At 58.9% G+C, this 17,449-nt stretch carries 21 protein-coding genes and 1 tRNA gene; 8 read left to right on the top strand and 14 right to left on the bottom strand.

What is annotated here, in order from left to right:
• Positions 1-488 precede the first annotated feature (488 nt).
• The 13 genes from ASE36_RS15760 to ASE36_RS15705 all read right to left on the bottom strand — a co-directional run bounded on the left by ASE36_RS15760 (position 489) and on the right by ASE36_RS15705 (position 10,019).
• A complete protein-coding gene (locus ASE36_RS15760; RefSeq protein ID WP_006726266.1) occupies positions 489-707 on the bottom strand; it encodes a hypothetical protein in 219 nt (72 codons plus the stop codon).
• A complete protein-coding gene (locus tag ASE36_RS15755; RefSeq protein ID WP_062281756.1) occupies positions 704-988 on the bottom strand; it encodes a hypothetical protein in 285 nt (94 codons plus the stop codon). The genes ASE36_RS15760 and ASE36_RS15755 overlap by 4 nt, the downstream gene beginning before the upstream one ends.
• Positions 985-1,182, bottom strand: a complete 198-nt coding sequence (locus ASE36_RS15750) for a hypothetical protein (protein ID WP_062611338.1) — start codon at positions 1,180-1,182, stop codon at positions 985-987. Before ASE36_RS15750 ends, ASE36_RS15755 begins: the two co-directional genes overlap by 4 nt.
• 20 nt (positions 1,183-1,202) lie before the next feature.
• Positions 1,203-1,652, bottom strand: coding sequence for a hypothetical protein (locus ASE36_RS15745; RefSeq protein ID WP_156378689.1), 450 nt, complete (start codon positions 1,650-1,652; stop codon positions 1,203-1,205).
• Between the two features lie 122 nt (positions 1,653-1,774).
• Positions 1,775-2,083 (bottom strand): hypothetical protein, encoded by a 309-nt coding sequence (locus ASE36_RS15740; RefSeq protein ID WP_062281749.1) that lies wholly within the window; start codon positions 2,081-2,083, stop codon positions 1,775-1,777.
• A 214-nt stretch (positions 2,084-2,297) separates the two neighbouring features.
• On the bottom strand, positions 2,298-2,558 hold the full coding sequence (locus ASE36_RS15735) for a hypothetical protein (protein WP_062281747.1): 261 nt from the start codon (positions 2,556-2,558) through the stop codon (positions 2,298-2,300).
• A gap of 165 nt (positions 2,559-2,723) precedes the next feature.
• Positions 2,724-2,894, bottom strand: a complete 171-nt coding sequence (locus ASE36_RS22630; RefSeq protein ID WP_156378687.1) for a hypothetical protein — start codon at positions 2,892-2,894, stop codon at positions 2,724-2,726.
• A gap of 887 nt (positions 2,895-3,781) precedes the next feature.
• Positions 3,782-5,032 (bottom strand): hypothetical protein, encoded by a 1,251-nt coding sequence (locus ASE36_RS15725; protein WP_062281741.1) that lies wholly within the window; start codon positions 5,030-5,032, stop codon positions 3,782-3,784.
• A gap of 668 nt (positions 5,033-5,700) precedes the next feature.
• The gene (locus tag ASE36_RS15720; protein ID WP_062281737.1) at positions 5,701-6,573 is read right to left on the bottom strand and encodes a NaeI family type II restriction endonuclease; all 873 of its coding nucleotides are present in this window, start codon (positions 6,571-6,573) and stop codon (positions 5,701-5,703) included.
• Between the two features lie 42 nt (positions 6,574-6,615).
• Positions 6,616-7,581, bottom strand: a complete 966-nt coding sequence (locus ASE36_RS15715; RefSeq protein WP_062281734.1) for a DNA cytosine methyltransferase — start codon at positions 7,579-7,581, stop codon at positions 6,616-6,618.
• A gap of 142 nt (positions 7,582-7,723) precedes the next feature.
• Positions 7,724-8,146, bottom strand: coding sequence for a very short patch repair endonuclease (locus ASE36_RS22260; RefSeq protein WP_320410154.1), 423 nt, complete (start codon positions 8,144-8,146; stop codon positions 7,724-7,726).
• A 120-nt stretch (positions 8,147-8,266) separates the two neighbouring features.
• A complete protein-coding gene (locus ASE36_RS15710; protein ID WP_320410156.1) occupies positions 8,267-9,832 on the bottom strand; it encodes a DUF6538 domain-containing protein in 1,566 nt (521 codons plus the stop codon).
• Positions 9,833-9,929: 97 nt separating this feature from the next.
• A tRNA-Ser gene (locus ASE36_RS15705) sits at positions 9,930-10,019 on the bottom strand.
• 271 nt (positions 10,020-10,290) lie between these two features.
• On the opposite strand from ASE36_RS15705, the gene rplU reads away from it, so the two are divergent.
• The 4 genes from rplU (at position 10,291) to ASE36_RS15685 (ending at position 12,264) form a co-directional block, all read left to right on the top strand.
• Positions 10,291-10,605: a 50S ribosomal protein L21 gene (gene rplU / locus ASE36_RS15700; protein WP_062281728.1), complete on the top strand. Its 315-nt coding sequence runs from the start codon at positions 10,291-10,293 to the stop codon at positions 10,603-10,605.
• Positions 10,606-10,645: 40 nt separating this feature from the next.
• Entirely contained in the window at positions 10,646-10,915 is a 270-nt protein-coding gene (rpmA, locus tag ASE36_RS15695) for a 50S ribosomal protein L27 (RefSeq protein WP_062281726.1), read from the top strand.
• 129 nt (positions 10,916-11,044) lie between these two features.
• Positions 11,045-11,683, top strand: a complete 639-nt coding sequence (locus ASE36_RS15690) for a GNAT family N-acetyltransferase (RefSeq protein WP_062281724.1) — start codon at positions 11,045-11,047, stop codon at positions 11,681-11,683.
• The gene (locus ASE36_RS15685; RefSeq protein WP_062281721.1) at positions 11,680-12,264 is read left to right on the top strand and encodes a GNAT family N-acetyltransferase; all 585 of its coding nucleotides are present in this window, start codon (positions 11,680-11,682) and stop codon (positions 12,262-12,264) included. The genes ASE36_RS15690 and ASE36_RS15685 overlap by 4 nt, the downstream gene beginning before the upstream one ends.
• A gap of 39 nt (positions 12,265-12,303) precedes the next feature.
• Here ASE36_RS15685 and ASE36_RS15680 read toward each other — a convergent pair whose 3' ends face one another.
• Positions 12,304-13,164 (bottom strand): endonuclease/exonuclease/phosphatase family protein, encoded by an 861-nt coding sequence (locus ASE36_RS15680; RefSeq protein ID WP_062281717.1) that lies wholly within the window; start codon positions 13,162-13,164, stop codon positions 12,304-12,306.
• Positions 13,165-13,250: 86 nt separating this feature from the next.
• Between ASE36_RS15680 and obgE the strand changes: the two genes are divergently transcribed.
• Genes obgE through ASE36_RS15660 form a run of 4 tightly spaced genes read left to right on the top strand, consistent with a single transcriptional unit; the run spans position 13,251 to position 17,418 of the window.
• Positions 13,251-14,339 (top strand): GTPase ObgE, encoded by a 1,089-nt coding sequence (gene obgE / locus ASE36_RS15675; protein ID WP_062282717.1) that lies wholly within the window; start codon positions 13,251-13,253, stop codon positions 14,337-14,339.
• A complete protein-coding gene (proB, locus tag ASE36_RS15670) occupies positions 14,339-15,514 on the top strand; it encodes a glutamate 5-kinase (RefSeq protein WP_062281714.1) in 1,176 nt (391 codons plus the stop codon). Before obgE ends, proB begins: the two co-directional genes overlap by 1 nt.
• Complete coding sequence (locus tag ASE36_RS15665; protein ID WP_062281711.1) at positions 15,507-16,790, top strand: glutamate-5-semialdehyde dehydrogenase; 1,284 nt, start codon at positions 15,507-15,509, stop codon at positions 16,788-16,790. Before proB ends, ASE36_RS15665 begins: the two co-directional genes overlap by 8 nt.
• Positions 16,791-16,827: 37 nt before the next feature.
• Positions 16,828-17,418 (top strand): nicotinate-nucleotide adenylyltransferase, encoded by a 591-nt coding sequence (locus ASE36_RS15660; protein ID WP_082511139.1) that lies wholly within the window; start codon positions 16,828-16,830, stop codon positions 17,416-17,418.
• Positions 17,419-17,449 lie beyond the last annotated feature (31 nt).

The raw sequence follows: 17,449 nt of genomic DNA, 5'->3' as shown, positions 1-17,449 counted from the left end.
AAATTCCTATCGGAGAGCGTCACGTGTTTGTACGTGACGGCAATGGCATGGAAGGTGTTGAAGAAATCCGAACGGTAGCTTCGTTTCACCGCTCCTGTTCCTCTCGGACTTCAATAAGGCGAAGCGTCTCACAGGCATCGTCTAGCGCGCCAAAGGCCGCTTCCATTTTCTTGGCCACCTCCGCCCCGAAACCATCACGCTCAAGTACGTGATGCCGACCATTGACCGATATGCGCCGACGGCGCACACTTTCTTTGTCTGATAGGTCTGAAGCCGAGCGGTTGGAGATCACCATGACAAGACGGCGGGCGGAAAGCGTTCTGATAATCCAACCTGCCGAGGCTGGAACCGCTAAGGGGAATGCTTTTAAAACAGACCACCTTACCCCTTGGCGATCCTCCACCGCCGAGGGGTTTGATATTTCAGGCCGCAAGGGCCACGCCGGCGGAAAGGGGGGCGTTTTTCAGCCATGTCCCCCTCGTCCTCCGTCATGTTCCTGACTGCCATGCCGCGATACCGATCAGCGTAAAGCCGACCGCATGCATGCAGACCAGGAAGAAAATGAGGTTTGCAACAACCTTCATCCAGACTTTCGGGAGATGGAGGAGGCGCATGAAAATCGCCAGTGCTACCAACGCGGTGACGATCATCGCCACGCGCTCCGAATTGTGAAAGTCAACATACTGATAAAAATCGAGATCGATCATTGTGAAATCTCCGATTCGATGCAGCCGCCAAGCGAATGGTTCACTGACGCCGCCATCGCCTGCTCCTCGCGAGCTTCAATACGGCGGATCGCCTGCCAGGCATCGTCTAGCGCGCCGAAGACCGCTTCCATCTTCTTGGCGACGTCGGCCCCATCGCGCGTCCCGAGGTTCAAAAAGCGCGCGGAGATCGATCCGATTTCGGCGCGAAGACGGTAATAGGTCTTGTCGTTCATCGGGAAATCGGCAGTCGGGATGTCGGAAAATTTTCTCATCTTCCTCATTGTTTTTCCTCCGTAAGTTCTGAGTTCCCAGCAAGTCCATCCTGCTGCCGCTCCTTGCAGTCCCAGACATCGGAGAGCATCCCAAAAGCCATGTCGAGCACCTGCCAAAACTCCTCGTGCGTCAATGGCGCTAAGGCCTCCTGGCTGTCCTCACAATCGGTCTGTCTGTTCAATCCCGCGTCTGATGTCATCATTCTGTTTCCGGTTCCTTCCCTCATTTCCCGATCTCCATTTTCACGAGGTTTGTCACAACATTCCGGATGGTGGTTTCGCGTTGAGCGACGTGAACCTTGAGCGCAGCGAGCGTGCCTGAGGGCAGATCGACTGTCAGCCGATCTACGCGGCGCTGTGGCTTAGGGGGAGCAGTGGAATCCCTGCTCTCCTCCTGCCACTCCAGAAGCTTCAGTTCGAATTCCTCCGGGCTGGTATCATCGACGAAGATATGTCCATTCGTATCGGCAAGTCTGATGCCTCGACCGTCTGCTTCGTTTTCGTCATCGCCCAGACACGTCATGCTGTAGACGTTGATTTCGCGACCTCGATTAATCCAGGCCAAGGCAGCCTCAGCAACGGCTTCGTTGCTGGTCCAGCCATAGAGGGTTTCCTGATTGTAGGCGTCGTATCTATACCACATTGGGTTTCCTTTCTTATCGACCTTGGACATGGCTTCGCCATTCGCATCGAGGTCGTGCGTTGAAGTTTCCGGGCTTAAAGGAGTGGGACGGGCTCGCAGGATGGTTGGTCGCAGAGCTGCGACCACCAGGTGCAAACTAAGGCAGCGCCGTGTCAGGCGCTGAAAGGCGCATAGTTTCCAGACAGAAACCGATTTTGGATTGCTGTCGCTTTGGCGGTGGCGCTGGCAAGCTCGGCCTCGCTACGGAAGTCGCACGGAATGTCGATTACATAGTGCTCGGAGAGATGCTCCCGGAGAGCCTGGCGTGCAGCCTCGTCACCATCCCCATCGCTCGCAACGAGTTCAACTCGAAGGCGTCTCTCGCTCGGGATACCCTCGATCCTGGCCTCTACCCATTCGTAATTCCCAGCTGCATCAGTCACGGCCAGCTTGCCATCGGTGCCGAGGTCATCGAACTTCATTTCATTCCCTTTCGTGTGGACCTTGGACATGGCTTCGCCATGCGCCGCGAGGTCATCGTGCGTTACGGTTTTCCCTGAAATGTCAGGAGTTTAAGATGTGTGTGAAACCACCTTTGTGAGTGTCCACATACTAAGTGTTGGAGCGATCGTCGGGCGGCGCAAGAGGTAAAATGCGCCGGCGCTGAACTTTATTCGTTAGCCCCGATTGGGACGATCACGCGATACTCAGCCCTTGGTCGAGTTTCGCAATGGCATTTGCCGCGGCGATCCGCGCTTCTTCAAGGTTATCAGCGAAACCTGAAGCCAACGATCGGATTTTTCCGTCCCTCTCAGGATCGGGAACGTCGATTGAGAACATCGCTCGATCGTCTGGCCCCGGGATGTCGGCGACCAGAGGACAAACCGTTCCGTACCGTGTTTCCACTTCTGCGCAATCCCAGTTCGCCATCTTGCGGCCCCAAATAATATTGATCAATTCGCATCTCCTTTGCTTGTTGAGTGGATGTATTATTGCGATGAACGATGGCGCCGTCAACAAATTTTGCAAAGGAATTTCAAATATTTAATTCAAGAACTCGATCTATACTGAGTTCTTGAATTTAGTAATCGAGTTCTTTCATTTATTACTTGAGCTCTTGAATTAACGTCCCGCCAAGCGCTTGACCGCGGCGATGGCGAGGAAAAGCGGCAGCGCGAACCAAAGACCGATGCTCATCATTTCGACTGCCGCGGGGGCCTTCGTAGCGGCCACAGTGACGGCCATGAAGACGAACATGGTGATGGGTAGAGTCAGGATGCGGAATAGCAACATCGGGTTCGTCCTTATCTTCGTTAAGATGTCTGGTAACGGCGGAATGCCTGGATGCCGTCACGGGCGAATTCCCGTTGCATATCGGACGCGGCTCCCGGAATACGAGACCGCTTGAGTAGCGTTCTGACGGAGGTTTTGGGGTCAACTCGATAGAGACTGGCCAGGTAGCAGATAAGGCCGCCCATCGGATCGAGGTGATTAACTTCCTCAACCTGGACCGAGTACGTAAGGCCCGGAATAGTTGTTGTCTTGACCTGCATTTCGACGCCTTTCACCCTGTTTTCCGTGGATATTTTGTACCACATTTACGGGGCGGAGCCCAGGCGTATACGCGGAATGGTTGAGTTGTCCCGGGGGTGGCGTTAACGAGAATGTTTGGATTTTAGGGACTTCCCGATGTTCCCTGTTCGGTGCTGGCCGCAGGCCGAGTCGAACCCGCCCGCAGGGCGGAACTTTCGATGTTCCCCGCCCCGATGCCATCGCAGCCGCCGGCGCTCGGAGCGGCAGTCACCCGGAGGGCCGCAACGGAGTGGAGGACGCCAGCGGCGTTGACAGAGCGAGAACGCTGGCAGAATGGGTGCCAAGGGTGGGGGAATGGTTTCAGGGGTAGCTGACCCGCCTGAACGTATATTATGCTGTGCGAGGCTTTATTTCTCGCTGTACAGCATCCATGTCCTTGGAAATGACCGTAAGGTCATATCGATGCGGATACCGCATCATGCGGGAAAAAGGATGAGCATATCGGAGCCGTGAGCATAGCGACCCGTGCGGGTCACGGCGGGAATTCGCGCATGTCTCGATCGGTTAAAAGGGTAGCCGTAGGAGCGTCAGCATAGCGCCGATGATATCGGGACGCGGGACCGACCACCCCCGACGGGACATTCATTTTAAGCAACCTTGTATAGATCAGCAGGGTTCAAGGGGTGGGCGTGCGGGAACACTGCGGCGGCTTCTGCTATCACGCGAGCGATACGGTTTCTTGAGCCGTAGCAGTCGGCAAATCGGCGTAGGCGGTCTATGGCGTATGCTTGGGCGAATGCTGTGTCTCTGACAGACCGAGCCGCCTCGCGTTGGAGTTGGGCTTGGCGTGTTTTCTGTCTAAGCTCTTCCTCTCTGACCGCCGCCCGCTCTGCGCGCATCCGTTGATACTCCGCTTCAAGGGGCGCGGCGTCTCGCTCGGTGTCGTCAACTGCGTCCTTGAAACCTTCTTCGCCCCCCAGCGCAACACGGGCGAGGAAAGTGGACGCCAAGCTGTGGCGCATCCATTTGCGCCACATCGGCGCATCTACACGGCCAACGACTTCGTCGGCGTCGTGGAGCGCCTGCTCACCACCTTCGTCATCGTCACCAGCGGCACCGATGCCCAATTTCGCGGCGAGTGCTGCAGAGACCACGCAAGAGCGCGTACCAGGCATCGTCTCCATGTATTCCCGCCAGCGCCCATACATCGCTGCGTTACCGTCGGCGGCCGCGGCGGCAATGTCCCATGGAGTGAGAGAAGTCTTCGACTTGGTCTCGTCTTTATGGCCTCCGGAGACTTCCCAGGCCATGGACCCCTTCGCAGTGTAATCGCTGGCGTCCTCAGCATCGCGGGCAACGCGGACGTGCCAGCCGTGCCTGTCAGAGACAGTGCCGCCTCTGGCGCGTACCTGGGTAGTATAGGCGGCTGCGATCCACTCCCCAGCCGCCTTTGCGCGATCGTAGGCACCTTCGCCCGGGCCATCGACCATGACCGATAGGTGCTGGTGATAGTGCCAGCCGTTGACGGTGCTGTAGGTAACTTCTTGCCCGACGATGACTCCGAGAATGCCGAATTCTTTGGTCGCCTGGACCCACGCACGGCCCTTCCGGGCGGCGCTCGACGAGGTGGCTACCAGCGCCTTGATTTCCGAGAGAGACATCTCGATTGAATGCGCCGCCGTCAGTACGACCAGCGCGGCCCGGCCACCTCGCTGGAAGGTGGCGTTCGCGGCATCCTGTACGCGCTCGGCGCGATCAAACGCCTTTTTAGTTGCGCATGTGGGGCAGAGCCACGGCGAGCCGCAACGATAGATGCCTGAAACACCCGGGCGTATCTCGCCTGTGCCCTGCGCGGTGCGAAGGTGGATATTGACGCTATTGGCATCATGGGCGGGCATTCCACATCCACATACAGCAGGGCCGCGTTGGTCTGGATCAGCGGGACGGCTGATTTTCTGGATTTTGTGCAACAGAGCCCAGCGATTGATGGTCGAAGAACCAGAGAGTGAGTAAGAGCTTTCGACCTGTCGGGGAAGCGTATGATCTACGCCCCCGCTGCGCGGAACCGTAGCTCCTCCACTTCCAAGCTGCGCGGCCTGGCGGCCTTGCGGATCGCCTTCGGCGTCCTTTTCGCGTTCCGCGATACTCGCGCGAGCTCGTGACACCGAATCGGCAATCATGCTCTGAAGCTCAGGGGACGGCGCAGGGCGGGAAGCTATTATGCGTGCCATGGCCTGTGCTTGGCGATGGCTCAAGCCTGCGTCCGAAGAGAGCACGAGCGCCAGAGCCTGTGCTTCGCGGCGGCTCAGGTCGACGTCCGAATTGTCAACACTGGATTTTTGGAAAAGGGCTCCCGTCGTGGTGGCTGGGGTATGTCCCAGCCCGCGGGTCACTCAGCCGTCAACGGCGGCTTTACAACAATTTCAAGATCGTTCATCATTGTCGAACATTCCCAAGAAAAACCGCCGGAGAGGGGCCAACCTCGTTGATGGCGGTTTTTTCATGGTCGGTCGATAATCGGCACGCGTCAACCGCCGATCAAATTGAAGAATTGCGCGAGTATCCGTCAGTCGATGTGGCCGGCGTTCCGGAGAATCATCGCGTCGCCCGCCTTTGTGGGGCGGAATGAAATGAACTCGTCTGCAGTGACCGGACCGAGGCCCAACTGCTCAATCAGGGCTCTGTCACGCTGCCCCCACATCAAGGCAATTCCCTTGGGCGCGAGGATGTCTCTCGCTCCCCCATTTCGGCGAATTCGCTTCATGTAGTCGTGTTGTTGGGCCAAGGCGCTAACCTGCTGCCGCGATATCGGCCGGCCTTGTACTTTCTCAAATAGCGCTGCGATACGGCTGGTGCCACCTCGCGCTGACATGATCTCCATACGATCCGATTCTGACAGGACCTCCCAGAAATTAGGCGGATACGGGTGTTGGCGTAGTATCCACCATATGTTTATATGCTGGGCAGCCAAAAGCTGGCCCTTGCCATCCTGATTCTTGCTAAGACGAAGATATTCGGGTCGGCAAACCACGATGCCGACGTCGCAAAGCGCCGTTCTCTCCGAAGACCTGACGAGGAGTGCCGGCCTTCCAACAACTTCCTTTGGAAGCATCCAGTCACGGCCAGTCGTGTTCTTGATGTCGATCTCGACGCCATCCACCAGCATGTCGAGGACGCCGCCCTTCGGCACGCCGAGATAGTTCCTTATTAGAATCTCGACCTTCGTTCCGACGTACGTTTTTTCCGTCTTTTCCGTTTCGCCAAGGGTGAAGCGGTTCGTGCGTGGGGCATCGATAACCTCATCAAACGCCTGCCGAAGTAGAGCGGGAACATCTACGGCAAACCTATCGAAACCGCCGGCATGGTTGAGAATTGCCTTCACGAGCCTGGAGACGAGAGGATAGTCAGGGTGGGACGAATCGAGCGGAGCATGGGACATGCCGGCGAGGATCGCCGGCTATGGTTAGCAGATCGTTAAGGCTCAACCTGCGAGTGCCGTAACGGTATGGCTCGCCCTTGCCTCTATCGCCGCCCGAACCTTTTCGGCGACCGCCCTTGCGACTGGAGGGGGAAATGCGTTTCCAACTTGGCGATATGCGGCGGTCTTTCTGCCGTGAAACTGCCAAGCATCATCAAACCCTTGGATGCGTGCCGCCATGCGGACGGTGAGGCGAGGCATGCCCACGAAGTCACGTTCCGGGGCTTCTTCCGCGATCGACTTTCCGTTGACGCCCAGAGTTGCCCACGCCGCACGCGCACGTGTCGGACCGAGGTCAGGACCCCCGTGCTTCTTCGATCCGCCTACAAGTGTCGGTGCAACATCATTCGCGCGCTTGGCCCATGCCTTCGCGCCTTTCCAGCCATTTGCAGACATGAGGTCGACAAGCGTCTCGCCGACAGTAGGTGCGTCAAAAGGCGACGGAGAAGGCCATTCGAAATTGTCTTTGATGTCGTCGCGCAATGCCACAATCAGGACGCGGGGACGTAGCTGCGGCACGCCGTAGTCGGATGCATTGAACAGACGCCAATGGGCCTCATAGCCAAGCTTCTTGAGCTCGCCTCGGATGAAGCCACGATAATCTTCGAATACGGCACTCAGGAAGCCACGGACGTTTTCGATCATTACGGCCTTGGGGCGGGTTTCGTCCACGAGGCGGATCGCGGCAGGGAAGAGGTTGCGCTCGTCCTTGTCACCGAGTTGCTTGCCGGCCACGGAAAACGGTGGGCATGGGAGGCCGCCAGCAAGAAGATCGATACCTTTGTATCCCGTTCCATCGAACAAAGAGAGGTCTTCCTCGTGAACCGTCCACTGCCTGCGGTTCATGCGAAGCGTCTCACAGCAGTCACGGTCTATCTCGACTACGCCGGCGTGCTCGAAGCCTGCTAATTCCAGGCCGCGCGCCTGACCGCCTGCTCCAGCGCACATTTCGAGCGAAGTCAGCGACATTGGAGGCCTCCAAGCATGAACACAATGAGAACAAAGGATGAATAACATGGAACACGAGGCCATGCAACGGTTCGCTCTGGGAGCTTAGGGTTACATGGTTTCGCCAAACTTAACTTGGTGAACAGACTGAGAATCCACAGGATTAGTTTCCTTCCAGAAAGTTCGCGATACGTGTGCGCACTGAATCCATGTTCCGGAGTTCGCATTCCCAGATAACAAGAACTCGCCAGCCGCCGGCCTCCAGCAAAGCTAGGTTCCTTTGGTCGCGTTCCACATTACGATCCATCTTCGGCCCCCAATAAGTCTTATTCGACTTAGCCTCCGATCGGGCCTCCCAGCAGGTGGGGTCATAACGGAGATGGGCGTGCCAATAGCATCCCCGGACTTCGATGATCTTCTGTCTCGGGCCAAATACGAGATCGGGCTTGCCTGGCAGGTCCTTGCGGTGGAGACGATAGCGGTAGCCCAAAGCATAGACCAAGCGTCGGACTGCGAGTTCGGGACCAGTATCCTTTGAACGAATCCGTGACATGTTTCGGCTGCGTTGATCGGACGTCTCTGCCATGATTTTCGCCCCACCCCGCCTGAAGGCGGTGCTGCGGCCCTCCCCCCGGGAAGGGCCTCACGCCCCCGCGGGGGCGACCTGGTTTCCCCGCCGTCGCGCAGGCGCTCGGGCGGGGCCATTTCAATCGATCTCAAACCGTGGAAGTTTGGCGATCTCATGAACAAGTACGTGGGGCTTGAAGCCTCCGTATGCCTCGCCTTCTGTCGCGGGAACGTGCCCTTGCATGTAATCTCGGGTTCCGACATCCATGTAGACGCCTCGTGCCTCCGTCTTGAACAGGTGCCGCCATGCGTGATTGGGCCTAATCCTGGTGTCATCGACACCAAGTTTTCGGACCCACGTCGCCAGCCGCTCTCCTACCTTGTTGTACTGCGGGTTCCCTTCCGTCCCACCCCGATGCCGCGACGGATCATAGAACAACGGACCCGCGCGCCTTGATCCAACGAAATCTAGAAACCCCTGTTCAACCAAGTGAGGATGGATCGCAACAAATCGAGGATTACCGTCCTTGGTCGTGCCGGCTTCTGGCGTAATCCAGATCAGCGGATGTCCGTTGTGCGACTGTACATCCTGCTTACGTAACTGCGCTATTTCCCCTACGCGGGCCCCTGTATAAGCGCAGAGCCACGGTATCCAGCGATAAGCAGCCTTCATTTCAGGACCGCATCTTTCAGGAGGTGAACCGAGGCTAGCAGTCAGGATTGTTTTAACCTCTCGAGCGGTGAAAGATTTCTCACGCGTCGTCCTTTTGCGCGGTACGGCGACGGTCACACCGTTGACGGGATTTGTAGAAATCCGGTTGTTGCCCTTCGCCCAATTGCAGGTTGATTTGAGGCAGGCGAGATATCCGTCTCTGACGGAGGTGGCGCTTAGTCCCGACCTCAGCAGACGATCTTTCCAATCGATTATCCAGTCACTCGTCAAATCCCTGATGTCAGGGACCTCGTGCGCAGCCTTCTCAATGATGCCCTTCCATTTTTTGTATGTCTTGGGAGACGGCTGCCTCTCCTTCACGTAGCCTTCAAAAACCTGAACCAGGCTGAATTTGTCCGTCGTTTCGATTTCCGTGCTCTTGGGGACTTGCTTTACGACCAGCTCAAGCGGGGGGAACCGATCGGCGTCGGGATCAGAGCGGAAATCGCCATTGGACAGCTTGAGCAGATGCTCTTTAGCCTGAAGCACCGCAGTGCCGACAGCTTTCCGGAGGAGCTCCATGCTTTGTGGATCGACACGATAGCCGTGACGCTCAAGGTATGCGTTTATGGCCTTGTCGTTTCGCCGCGTCTTCAGATTTTCGAGCGTACGTTGAAATAGATTAGCGTCCTTGGTGATCTGCGCCACTTTTACTTTGTCCGGCCGCAACTGCAGATGATCCTCCAATAGAGCACCCTCGCGCGTGATGGGATCGCCCGGATTGTCCTCGTTCTCGGCAACCATCGCACGGTAGATTTCACCAGACATGGCGACAGCCTGCTTCTGCGTCAGGGAAATCACGCCGGCTGACAATTGCACCCAACGCGCCTTAACCTCCTGAAGCACCCGCGCATGTGCGATGGTCGCCTCACGAGGATCGCGCGTGTTCAGGCTGCGCTTCACCACGTCCATTCCAACGAGTGGAATCAGATGCTGCGGTACTCGCATGCGGAAATAGTAGATTCCGGATTTCGATTTTACGGGGCGAGGCATTCGAAGGACCATGTGTACCGCCTTTGTGTACCAGTCGGCGGTCAACGAATCCTTAAAACTCAGTATCTTGAGCTATTTCAAAGCTGTTTGGGGGCGATGGCGGAGAGGGTGGGATTCGAACCCACGATACCCTTGCGAGTATGCCGCATTTCGAGTGCGGTGCTTTCGACCACTCAGCCACCTCTCCGGTCACATTGGTCGGCGCACGGTGGCGCGGGCTGTCTCATAGCGGCAACTTACACCCCATGCAAGAGTGAATGCGACGGTTTTTCCAGCTTTTATCTTGACAGCTCTAGGTCCCTCACGTATGCGACCCTTGACTTAAAAGGCGTAGCGATACGTCTTGAAAGCCTCGCTCTCGCGAGAATGAACCGGCAGGGAAAGTCCCTGCTCCTCCGACTGGCAAAAAGACGGCCCCTTGCAAGAGGAGAGCCGGAACGAACATGAAAGGATAAAAAATGTTCGCAGTCATCAAGACCGGCGGTAAACAGTACCGCGTCAACGCCAACGATGTGCTGACCATCGAAAAGCTGGAAGCCGAAGCTGGTGCAACCATCGAATTCACCGAAGTTCTTATCGTCGGCGAAGGCGAAGATGCCAAGATCGGCGCGCCCTTCGTTGCCGGCGCCTCCGTCAAGGCTGAAGTCGTCGAGCACAATCGCGGCAAGAAGGTCATCGCCTTCAAGAAGCGTCGCCGCCAGAACTCCAAGCGTACGCGCGGTCATCGCCAGCACCACACTGTGGTGCGCATCACCGACATCGTCGCGGCCTGATCGGCCAGAGTTGAAGAACAAGGTTTAAAGGAGAACTCCAATGGCACACAAAAAAGCTGGCGGTTCCTCGCGCAACGGTCGCGATTCCAATTCCAAGCGTCTCGGCGTGAAGAAGTTCGGCGGCGAAGCCGTCATTCCGGGCAACATCATCGTTCGTCAGCGCGGCACGCAGTGGCATCCCGACGCCAATGTTGGCATGGGCAAGGACCATACCGTTTTTGCACTCGTCGCCGGCAATGTCGCTTACCGTACCAAGGCCAATGGCAAGGTGTACGTGTCTGTCATGCCGAAAGCCGAAGCAGCGGAATAAGCCGGTAGCGCTCTAAAACAGCCGGCGTCTCATCGACCCGGCTGAATGCGCAAAGGTTCAGTCTGAAGAAAAGGGGAGATGGGGCGCCATCTCCCCTTTTTCTTTTTTCCCAACGAAGGAGACTGAACCATGCAGAGTTTATTGTTGAGGGACGACCAATCACGGTCGCCCGACGATCGGCAAAGGCCCGATCGGTCACGGAGCGATTGCCCCGTTTTGTTGTCGCAAAGGCTCGTCCTGCGCGCACCGCACATCGAGGACATTGACGCCCTTGCCCATCTCGCCAACAACGCCGCGATCGCCACCATGGTGGCCCGCATGCCGCATCCCTACACGGCAAAAGACGCAGCGGACTTCGTGCGACGCACGAATATCGGCGAGATTGGCAAGTGCGTCTATGCCATCACCAAAGCAGAAAACGGCGAGTTTCTCGGTTGCTGCGCGCTTGAGCCCCATCCGGAAAATGATGACATCCTCGAGATGGGCTATTGGCTGGGGGAACCCTATTGGAACAGGGGCTATGCCACGGAAGCGGCACACGCCCTGATCGACATGGCATTCCGCACCCGCGAATGGATCACCCGCATTGATGCACGCTGCCGGGTCACCAACATCCCCTCGCGTCGGGTCATCCAGAAGTGCGGCTTCCAGTTCCAGGGCTCCGGCATGGTCGGCAACCTCGCCATGGGCGGCATGGTGCCGGTCGAATGGTACCGGCTCGACCGCAAAACCTGGCTATCGCTGAAGAGTTGGGGGGAGATGCGATGAACGCGCTCGTTGCAGAACGCCGGACGGCCGCTTCTCCCGCCCGGCCCGGTCCTTGCCCGGTTATCGAGACCGAGCGTCTCGTGCTGCGGCCGCATCGGCTGGAAGATGCCGATGCGATCGCCGCGTCGCTCGGTGATTTCGCCGTGGCGCGTATGTTGACCCGTGTCCCGGTCCCATATGACCGGCAGGACGGGCTGGACTGGTTGAACATGGTAACGTCAGGCCTGAAGCCGGACTGGTCCTTTGCCATCACTCTCGACGGCGCACATGTCGGGGTTGTCTCGATCGAGCTGCTCCACGGTCTGTGGCATCTCGGTTATTGGCTCAATCGCTTCTACTGGGGCAGGGGCCTGATGAGCGAGGCGGTGGACGTGGCCCTGGAGCGGTTCTTTCGTCGCATGCCGGCAGCGGAAATTGCCACCGGTGCCTTCACCGACAATCCCGCCTCGCTGCGCCTTCTGGAGCGGCGCGGATGCCGGATCATCGGCGTGAAAGACGTCTATTCTCGCGGTCGAAACGGGATGGTGACTCTGGTCGACATGCGGCTGAATCAGACGGATTTCGCAGCAAGACATCTATGAACCCAACGATTGTGGAGCCCGGGGCATCCGCCCCGGCTCTCACCAGGCGAGTTCGGTCCATACCGGCAGGTGATCGGACCCGGTCGCCTTCGTATCCACCCAGGCGGTTTTCAGGCGCTGCGCCAAACCGCCGCTCACGAAGCAGTAATCGAGATGCATGCGCCGCGCTCCATCCTCGCTGATCCAGCTGTAGCTGTCCGAGGCACGACTGTTCAAATGGGCCTGCGCATCGGTCGGAAAGCCTGCGCGCGGAGCACGGCCGTAATAGGCATCGGCAACACCGGTCATGGCGATGTATTCCGGTCTTTCCGGCTCCATGTTGAAGTCTCCCATGATCAGGAACTCGGCAGGCGAGGGAGGGTCGGTCACGGCAAACTCGCTGGCGCCTGTCAGCGCGCCGCCTTCCTCCAGAAAGCCGCAGGCCCGCGCCTTGAGAAAGCCAATCTGCGCCATCCGCTCGTCGGGCGAAACATGGTCCAGATGAACGCTATAGGCGCGAAGCGCGCCGCCGGGCGTCTCGATCACGGTTTCGAGCGCGCCACGCTGCAGGTTGAGCTTGGCGAAAGTTCGGGCACGCGGCAGAAGCAGGTTGCGGCTCGCCCGGATTGGGAACCGCGACAAAACCATGTTGCCGAACTGGAATCGGCGCTCATTCAGCCGACCCTCGACCATATGGTGATCGACCAGCACATCGCAGGCGGCGCCGAAGCGGCAGAAGAAGTCTGGAAACAGTGCCGAAAAGATCTCCACGAGATCCGCATGCCCGTTGCGCTCATAGCCGCGGGTCACCTCCTGGAGCGCGATCACATCCGCCCCGCGGAGGCTGGCGGCAATACGTTCGGGGTCGAAACGGCCGTCCTGGCCGATCCCATACTGGATGTTGTAGCTGACGAACTTCACGATACTCTTTGACCTCTGCTTCAACGGGCTATATCGATGGCCCCAATCCATCCGCAGAACCTGACACAAGATTTGACGGCAACAAGATGAAATTTCTCGACGAGGCTAAGGTATACATTCGCTCAGGCGACGGCGGCGCCGGCGCTGTCTCGTTTCGGCGCGAAAAGTTCATCGAGTTCGGCGGGCCGGATGGCGGCGACGGCGGTCGTGGTGGGGATGTCTGGGTGGAAGCCGTCAACGGCTTGAACACGCTGATCGACTTCCGCTTCCAGCAGCACTTCAAGGCAAAGACCGGTACACACGGCATGGGCCGCAACCGCACCGGCGCCAATGGCGAGGATGTGACGCTGAAGGTTCCAGTCGGTACGCAGATCTTCGAAGAAGACTCCGAAACGCTGATCGTCGACCTTACTGTCGAGGGGCAGCGCTTCCGCATCGCCAAAGGTGGCAATGGAGGCTTCGGTAATGCCCATTTCAAGACGGCGACCAACCAGGCGCCGAACTGGGCCAATCCTGGGCTGGAAGGTGAAGAGAAAACCATCTGGCTGCGCCTAAAGCTGATCGCCGATGCCGGTCTCGTCGGCCTTCCCAATGCTGGCAAGTCGACTTTCCTGTCTGCGGTGACGCGCGCTCGACCAAAGATCGCCAACTATCCTTTCACCACGCTTCATCCCAATCTCGGTGTCGCCACCGTCGACGAACGCGAATTCATCCTGGCCGACATTCCGGGCCTGATCGAAGGTGCGCATGAAGGGGTCGGCATCGGCGACCGCTTCCTCGGCCATGTCGAGCGCACGCGCGTGCTGCTGCATCTCGTCTCCGCCCAGGAAGAAAAGGTCGGCCTGGCTTACAAGACGGTTCGCCACGAGCTTGACGCCTATGGCGGCGGGCTGGACGACAAACCCGAAATTGTCGCCCTCTCACAGATCGACGTCCTCGATGAGGCAGAACTGAAAAAGAAAGCGGCGGAGCTGAAGAAGGCCTGTGGCCAGACGCCGCTGCTGCTCTCGGCCATCACCGGCAAAGGCATGACGGATGCATTGCGCGCCTTGCGCGACGTGATCGTCGCGGCCCAAGGCGATGCGCCCTTGCCGGCCAAGCGTGAAAAGAACCGCAAGAACCGCGATAGCGAGGGTAATCTCGAAGGTGACCTCGACGGAGAAGGCGACGACTGATGTCTACCCGGATCCGCTCGCTGTCCCGCGTCAAACGCGTCGTCATCAAGATCGGCTCGGCCTTGCTCGTGGATCGGGCAACCGGCATCCGCAAGTCTTGGCTCGATGCCATCTGCGATGATATCGCCGCGCTGAAGGCACGCGGCACCGACGTGCTGGTCGTCTCCTCGGGTGCAATCGCGCTGGGACGCTCTGTGCTCTCCATGCCGTCAGGCGCGTTGAAACTTGAGGAAAGCCAGGCCTGCGCGGCCGTCGGCCAGATCGCGCTCGCCCGCCACTGGGCGGAAAGCCTGTCGCGCCACCAGATCGTTGCCGGCCAGGTGCTGCTGACGCTTGGCGACACGGAAGAGCGCCGCCGCTATTTGAATGCGCGTGCGACCCTTCAGCAATTGCTGAAGATCGGCGCCATACCGATCATCAACGAAAATGACACCGTCGCCACAACGGAAATCCGCTACGGCGACAACGATCGGCTGGCGGCCCGTGTCGCGACCATGGCCGGCGCCGATCTTCTCGTGCTTCTGTCCGATATCGACGGCCTCTATACGGCCCCTCCGCACCTCGACCCCGATGCCCGCTTCCTCGACACCATCGAGGAAATCACGCCGGAGATTGAAGCCATGGCAGGTGGGGCCGCCTCGGAGCTGTCGCGCGGCGGCATGCGCACCAAGATCGATGCCGGCAAGATCGCCACCAGTGCCGGCTGCGCCATGATCATAGCGTCGGGCAAGCCCCTTAATCCCCTCGCGGCAATAGAAAACGGCGCGCGCCATTCCTGGTTTGCGGCCTCCCGTTCACCGGTCACCGCGCGCAAGACCTGGATTGCAGGTCAACTGCAACCCGCCGGCGTGATCAATGTGGATGCGGGCGCAGAAGGCGCTCTGAAATCCGGCAAGAGCCTGCTTCCCGCTGGAGTGCGGGCTGTCTCGGGCAACTTCCACCGCGGTGACACGGTTTCCATCATTGGGACGGAAGGTCGTGAAATCGCCCGCGGTCTGGTGGGCTACGATGCCGAGGAAGCCCGGCGTATCTGCGGCCGCAAGTCCAACGAGATCGAGAAGATCCTTGGTTATGCAGGCCGTGCTGCCATGATCCACCGCGACGACCTCGTCATGACCGAACTCAGCCAGCGGGATCCTGCTGTTGCCGACCGGAAGGATGTCGCCCATGCTTGATACAGTGTCGAACCAGAACTCGGTTGAAGGCCTGATGCTGGATATCGGTCGCCGTGCCCGCATCGCTGCCCGACCGTTGGCCACGGCATCGACCGAAGCGAAGAACAAGGCCCTGCTTGCCATGGCCGACGCCCTTGTGGCGGCGGAGCAGGAGATCCTCGCCGCCAACGCCATCGATTTAAAGAATGCTTCCGAAACCGGCCTTGCCGCGTCCTTCATCGATCGCCTGACATTGAACCCCGGGCGCATCGCAGCGATTGCCCAATCGATGCGCGAGATTGCGGCTCTGCCGGATCCCGTGGGGACCCTCATCGCGGAATGGGATCGTCCGAACGGGCTGCATATCGAGCGCGTTCGCACGCCGCTCGGCGTCATCGGCGTGATCTACGAAAGCCGCCCCAATGTGACCGCCGACGCCGGCGCCTTGTGCCTGAAGGCGGGCAACGCGGTTGTCCTGCGTGGCGGCTCCGATTCGGCCAATTCCTCGCGTGCCATTCATGCCTGCCTGGTCAAGGGACTGGAAGCTGCAGGCTTGCCTGCCGATGCCATCCAACTCGTGCCCACCACCGACCGTGCGGCCGTTGGCGCCCTTCTGTCCGGCCTGGAAGGCTCGATCGACGTTATCGTTCCCCGCGGCGGGAAAAGCCTCGTGGCCCGCGTCCAGCAAGAAGCCCGCGTACCGGTCTTTGCCCATCTGGAGGGGATCTGCCACGTCTATGTCGATGGCTCGGCCGATCTGGACATGGCGAGGAAGATCGTCGTCAACGCGAAGATGCGCCGCACTGGTATCTGCGGTTCGGCTGAAACCCTGCTCGTCGATAGTGCGGCCATCGGCACCCATCTGCAGCCACTGATCGAGGCGCTTGTCGAGGCGGGATGTGAAGTCCGCGCATCCGCGACTGTGCTCAGGATCGTCTCAGGTCTGAAGCCCGCAGTCGAGGACGACTGGCGAACTGAATATCTCGACGCCATTATATCCGTCGCCGTTGTCGACGGGATCGGCGGCGCGATTGATCATATAGCGCGCTATTCGTCCAACCATACCGAAGCAGTCATTGCCGAGGACCCGGCCGTTGTCGAACGCTTCTTCAACGAGATCGATTCCGCCATCCTCTTGCACAATGCCTCGACCCAGTTTGCGGATGGGGGCGAGTTTGGCATGGGGGCCGAGATCGGAATTGCCACCGGCAAAATGCACGCACGCGGTCCAGTCGGCGTCGAGCAACTCACCTCCTTCAAGTACCGCGTCCGCGGCATCGGCCAGGTCCGTCCCTGACGTGGAGGGAGCGGCCATAGCCCATCGCTACAGGGTCATGCCGCATGTCGAGCGAGGAATGATCGTTGGCCTCTTCGGCGGTTCGTTCAACCCGCCGCACCAAGGTCATTTGCTCGTGGCCGACATTGCCTTGCGGCGGCTGGGGCTCGACCAGCTCTGGTGGATGGTCACTCCTGGCAATCCGCTGAAAAGCCGAACTCAACTCGCACCGCTCGACCAGCGCCTTGCAGCCTGTGAAAACCTGGCGGAAGATCCCCGCATCAAGATTACCGCATTCGAACAGGCGCTGAACACAAGCTACACCGCAAGGACCCTTGAGTTCGTTCGGATGCGCAACCCCGATGTCCATTTCATCTGGATTATGGGAGCCGATAATCTGGCCAGCTTCGACCGCTGGCAGCGCTGGCAAAAGATTGCGACCACCTTTCCCATCGCTGTCATCGACCGTCCGGGATCGACACTCGCTTATCTCTCGTCCAAAATGGCAAGGACCTTCGACTATGCCCGAGTCGACGAAGAAGACGCAGGCGTGCTGTGGCGCAAGAAGGCTCCGGCCTGGACCTTCATCCACGGACCGCGCTCGGCTCTGAGCTCTACGGCACTCAGAGCCGCTGCCGACGAGAGTTGAGGCAGAATTGCATCATTATCAGGCAAAACCT

This window comes from Rhizobium sp. Root274, assembly GCF_001429245.1.
Lineage (GTDB): Bacteria > Pseudomonadota > Alphaproteobacteria > Rhizobiales > Rhizobiaceae > Allorhizobium.
Note: the sequence above shows the minus strand (reverse complement) of the source record. Positions and strands in the feature narration are given on the sequence as shown.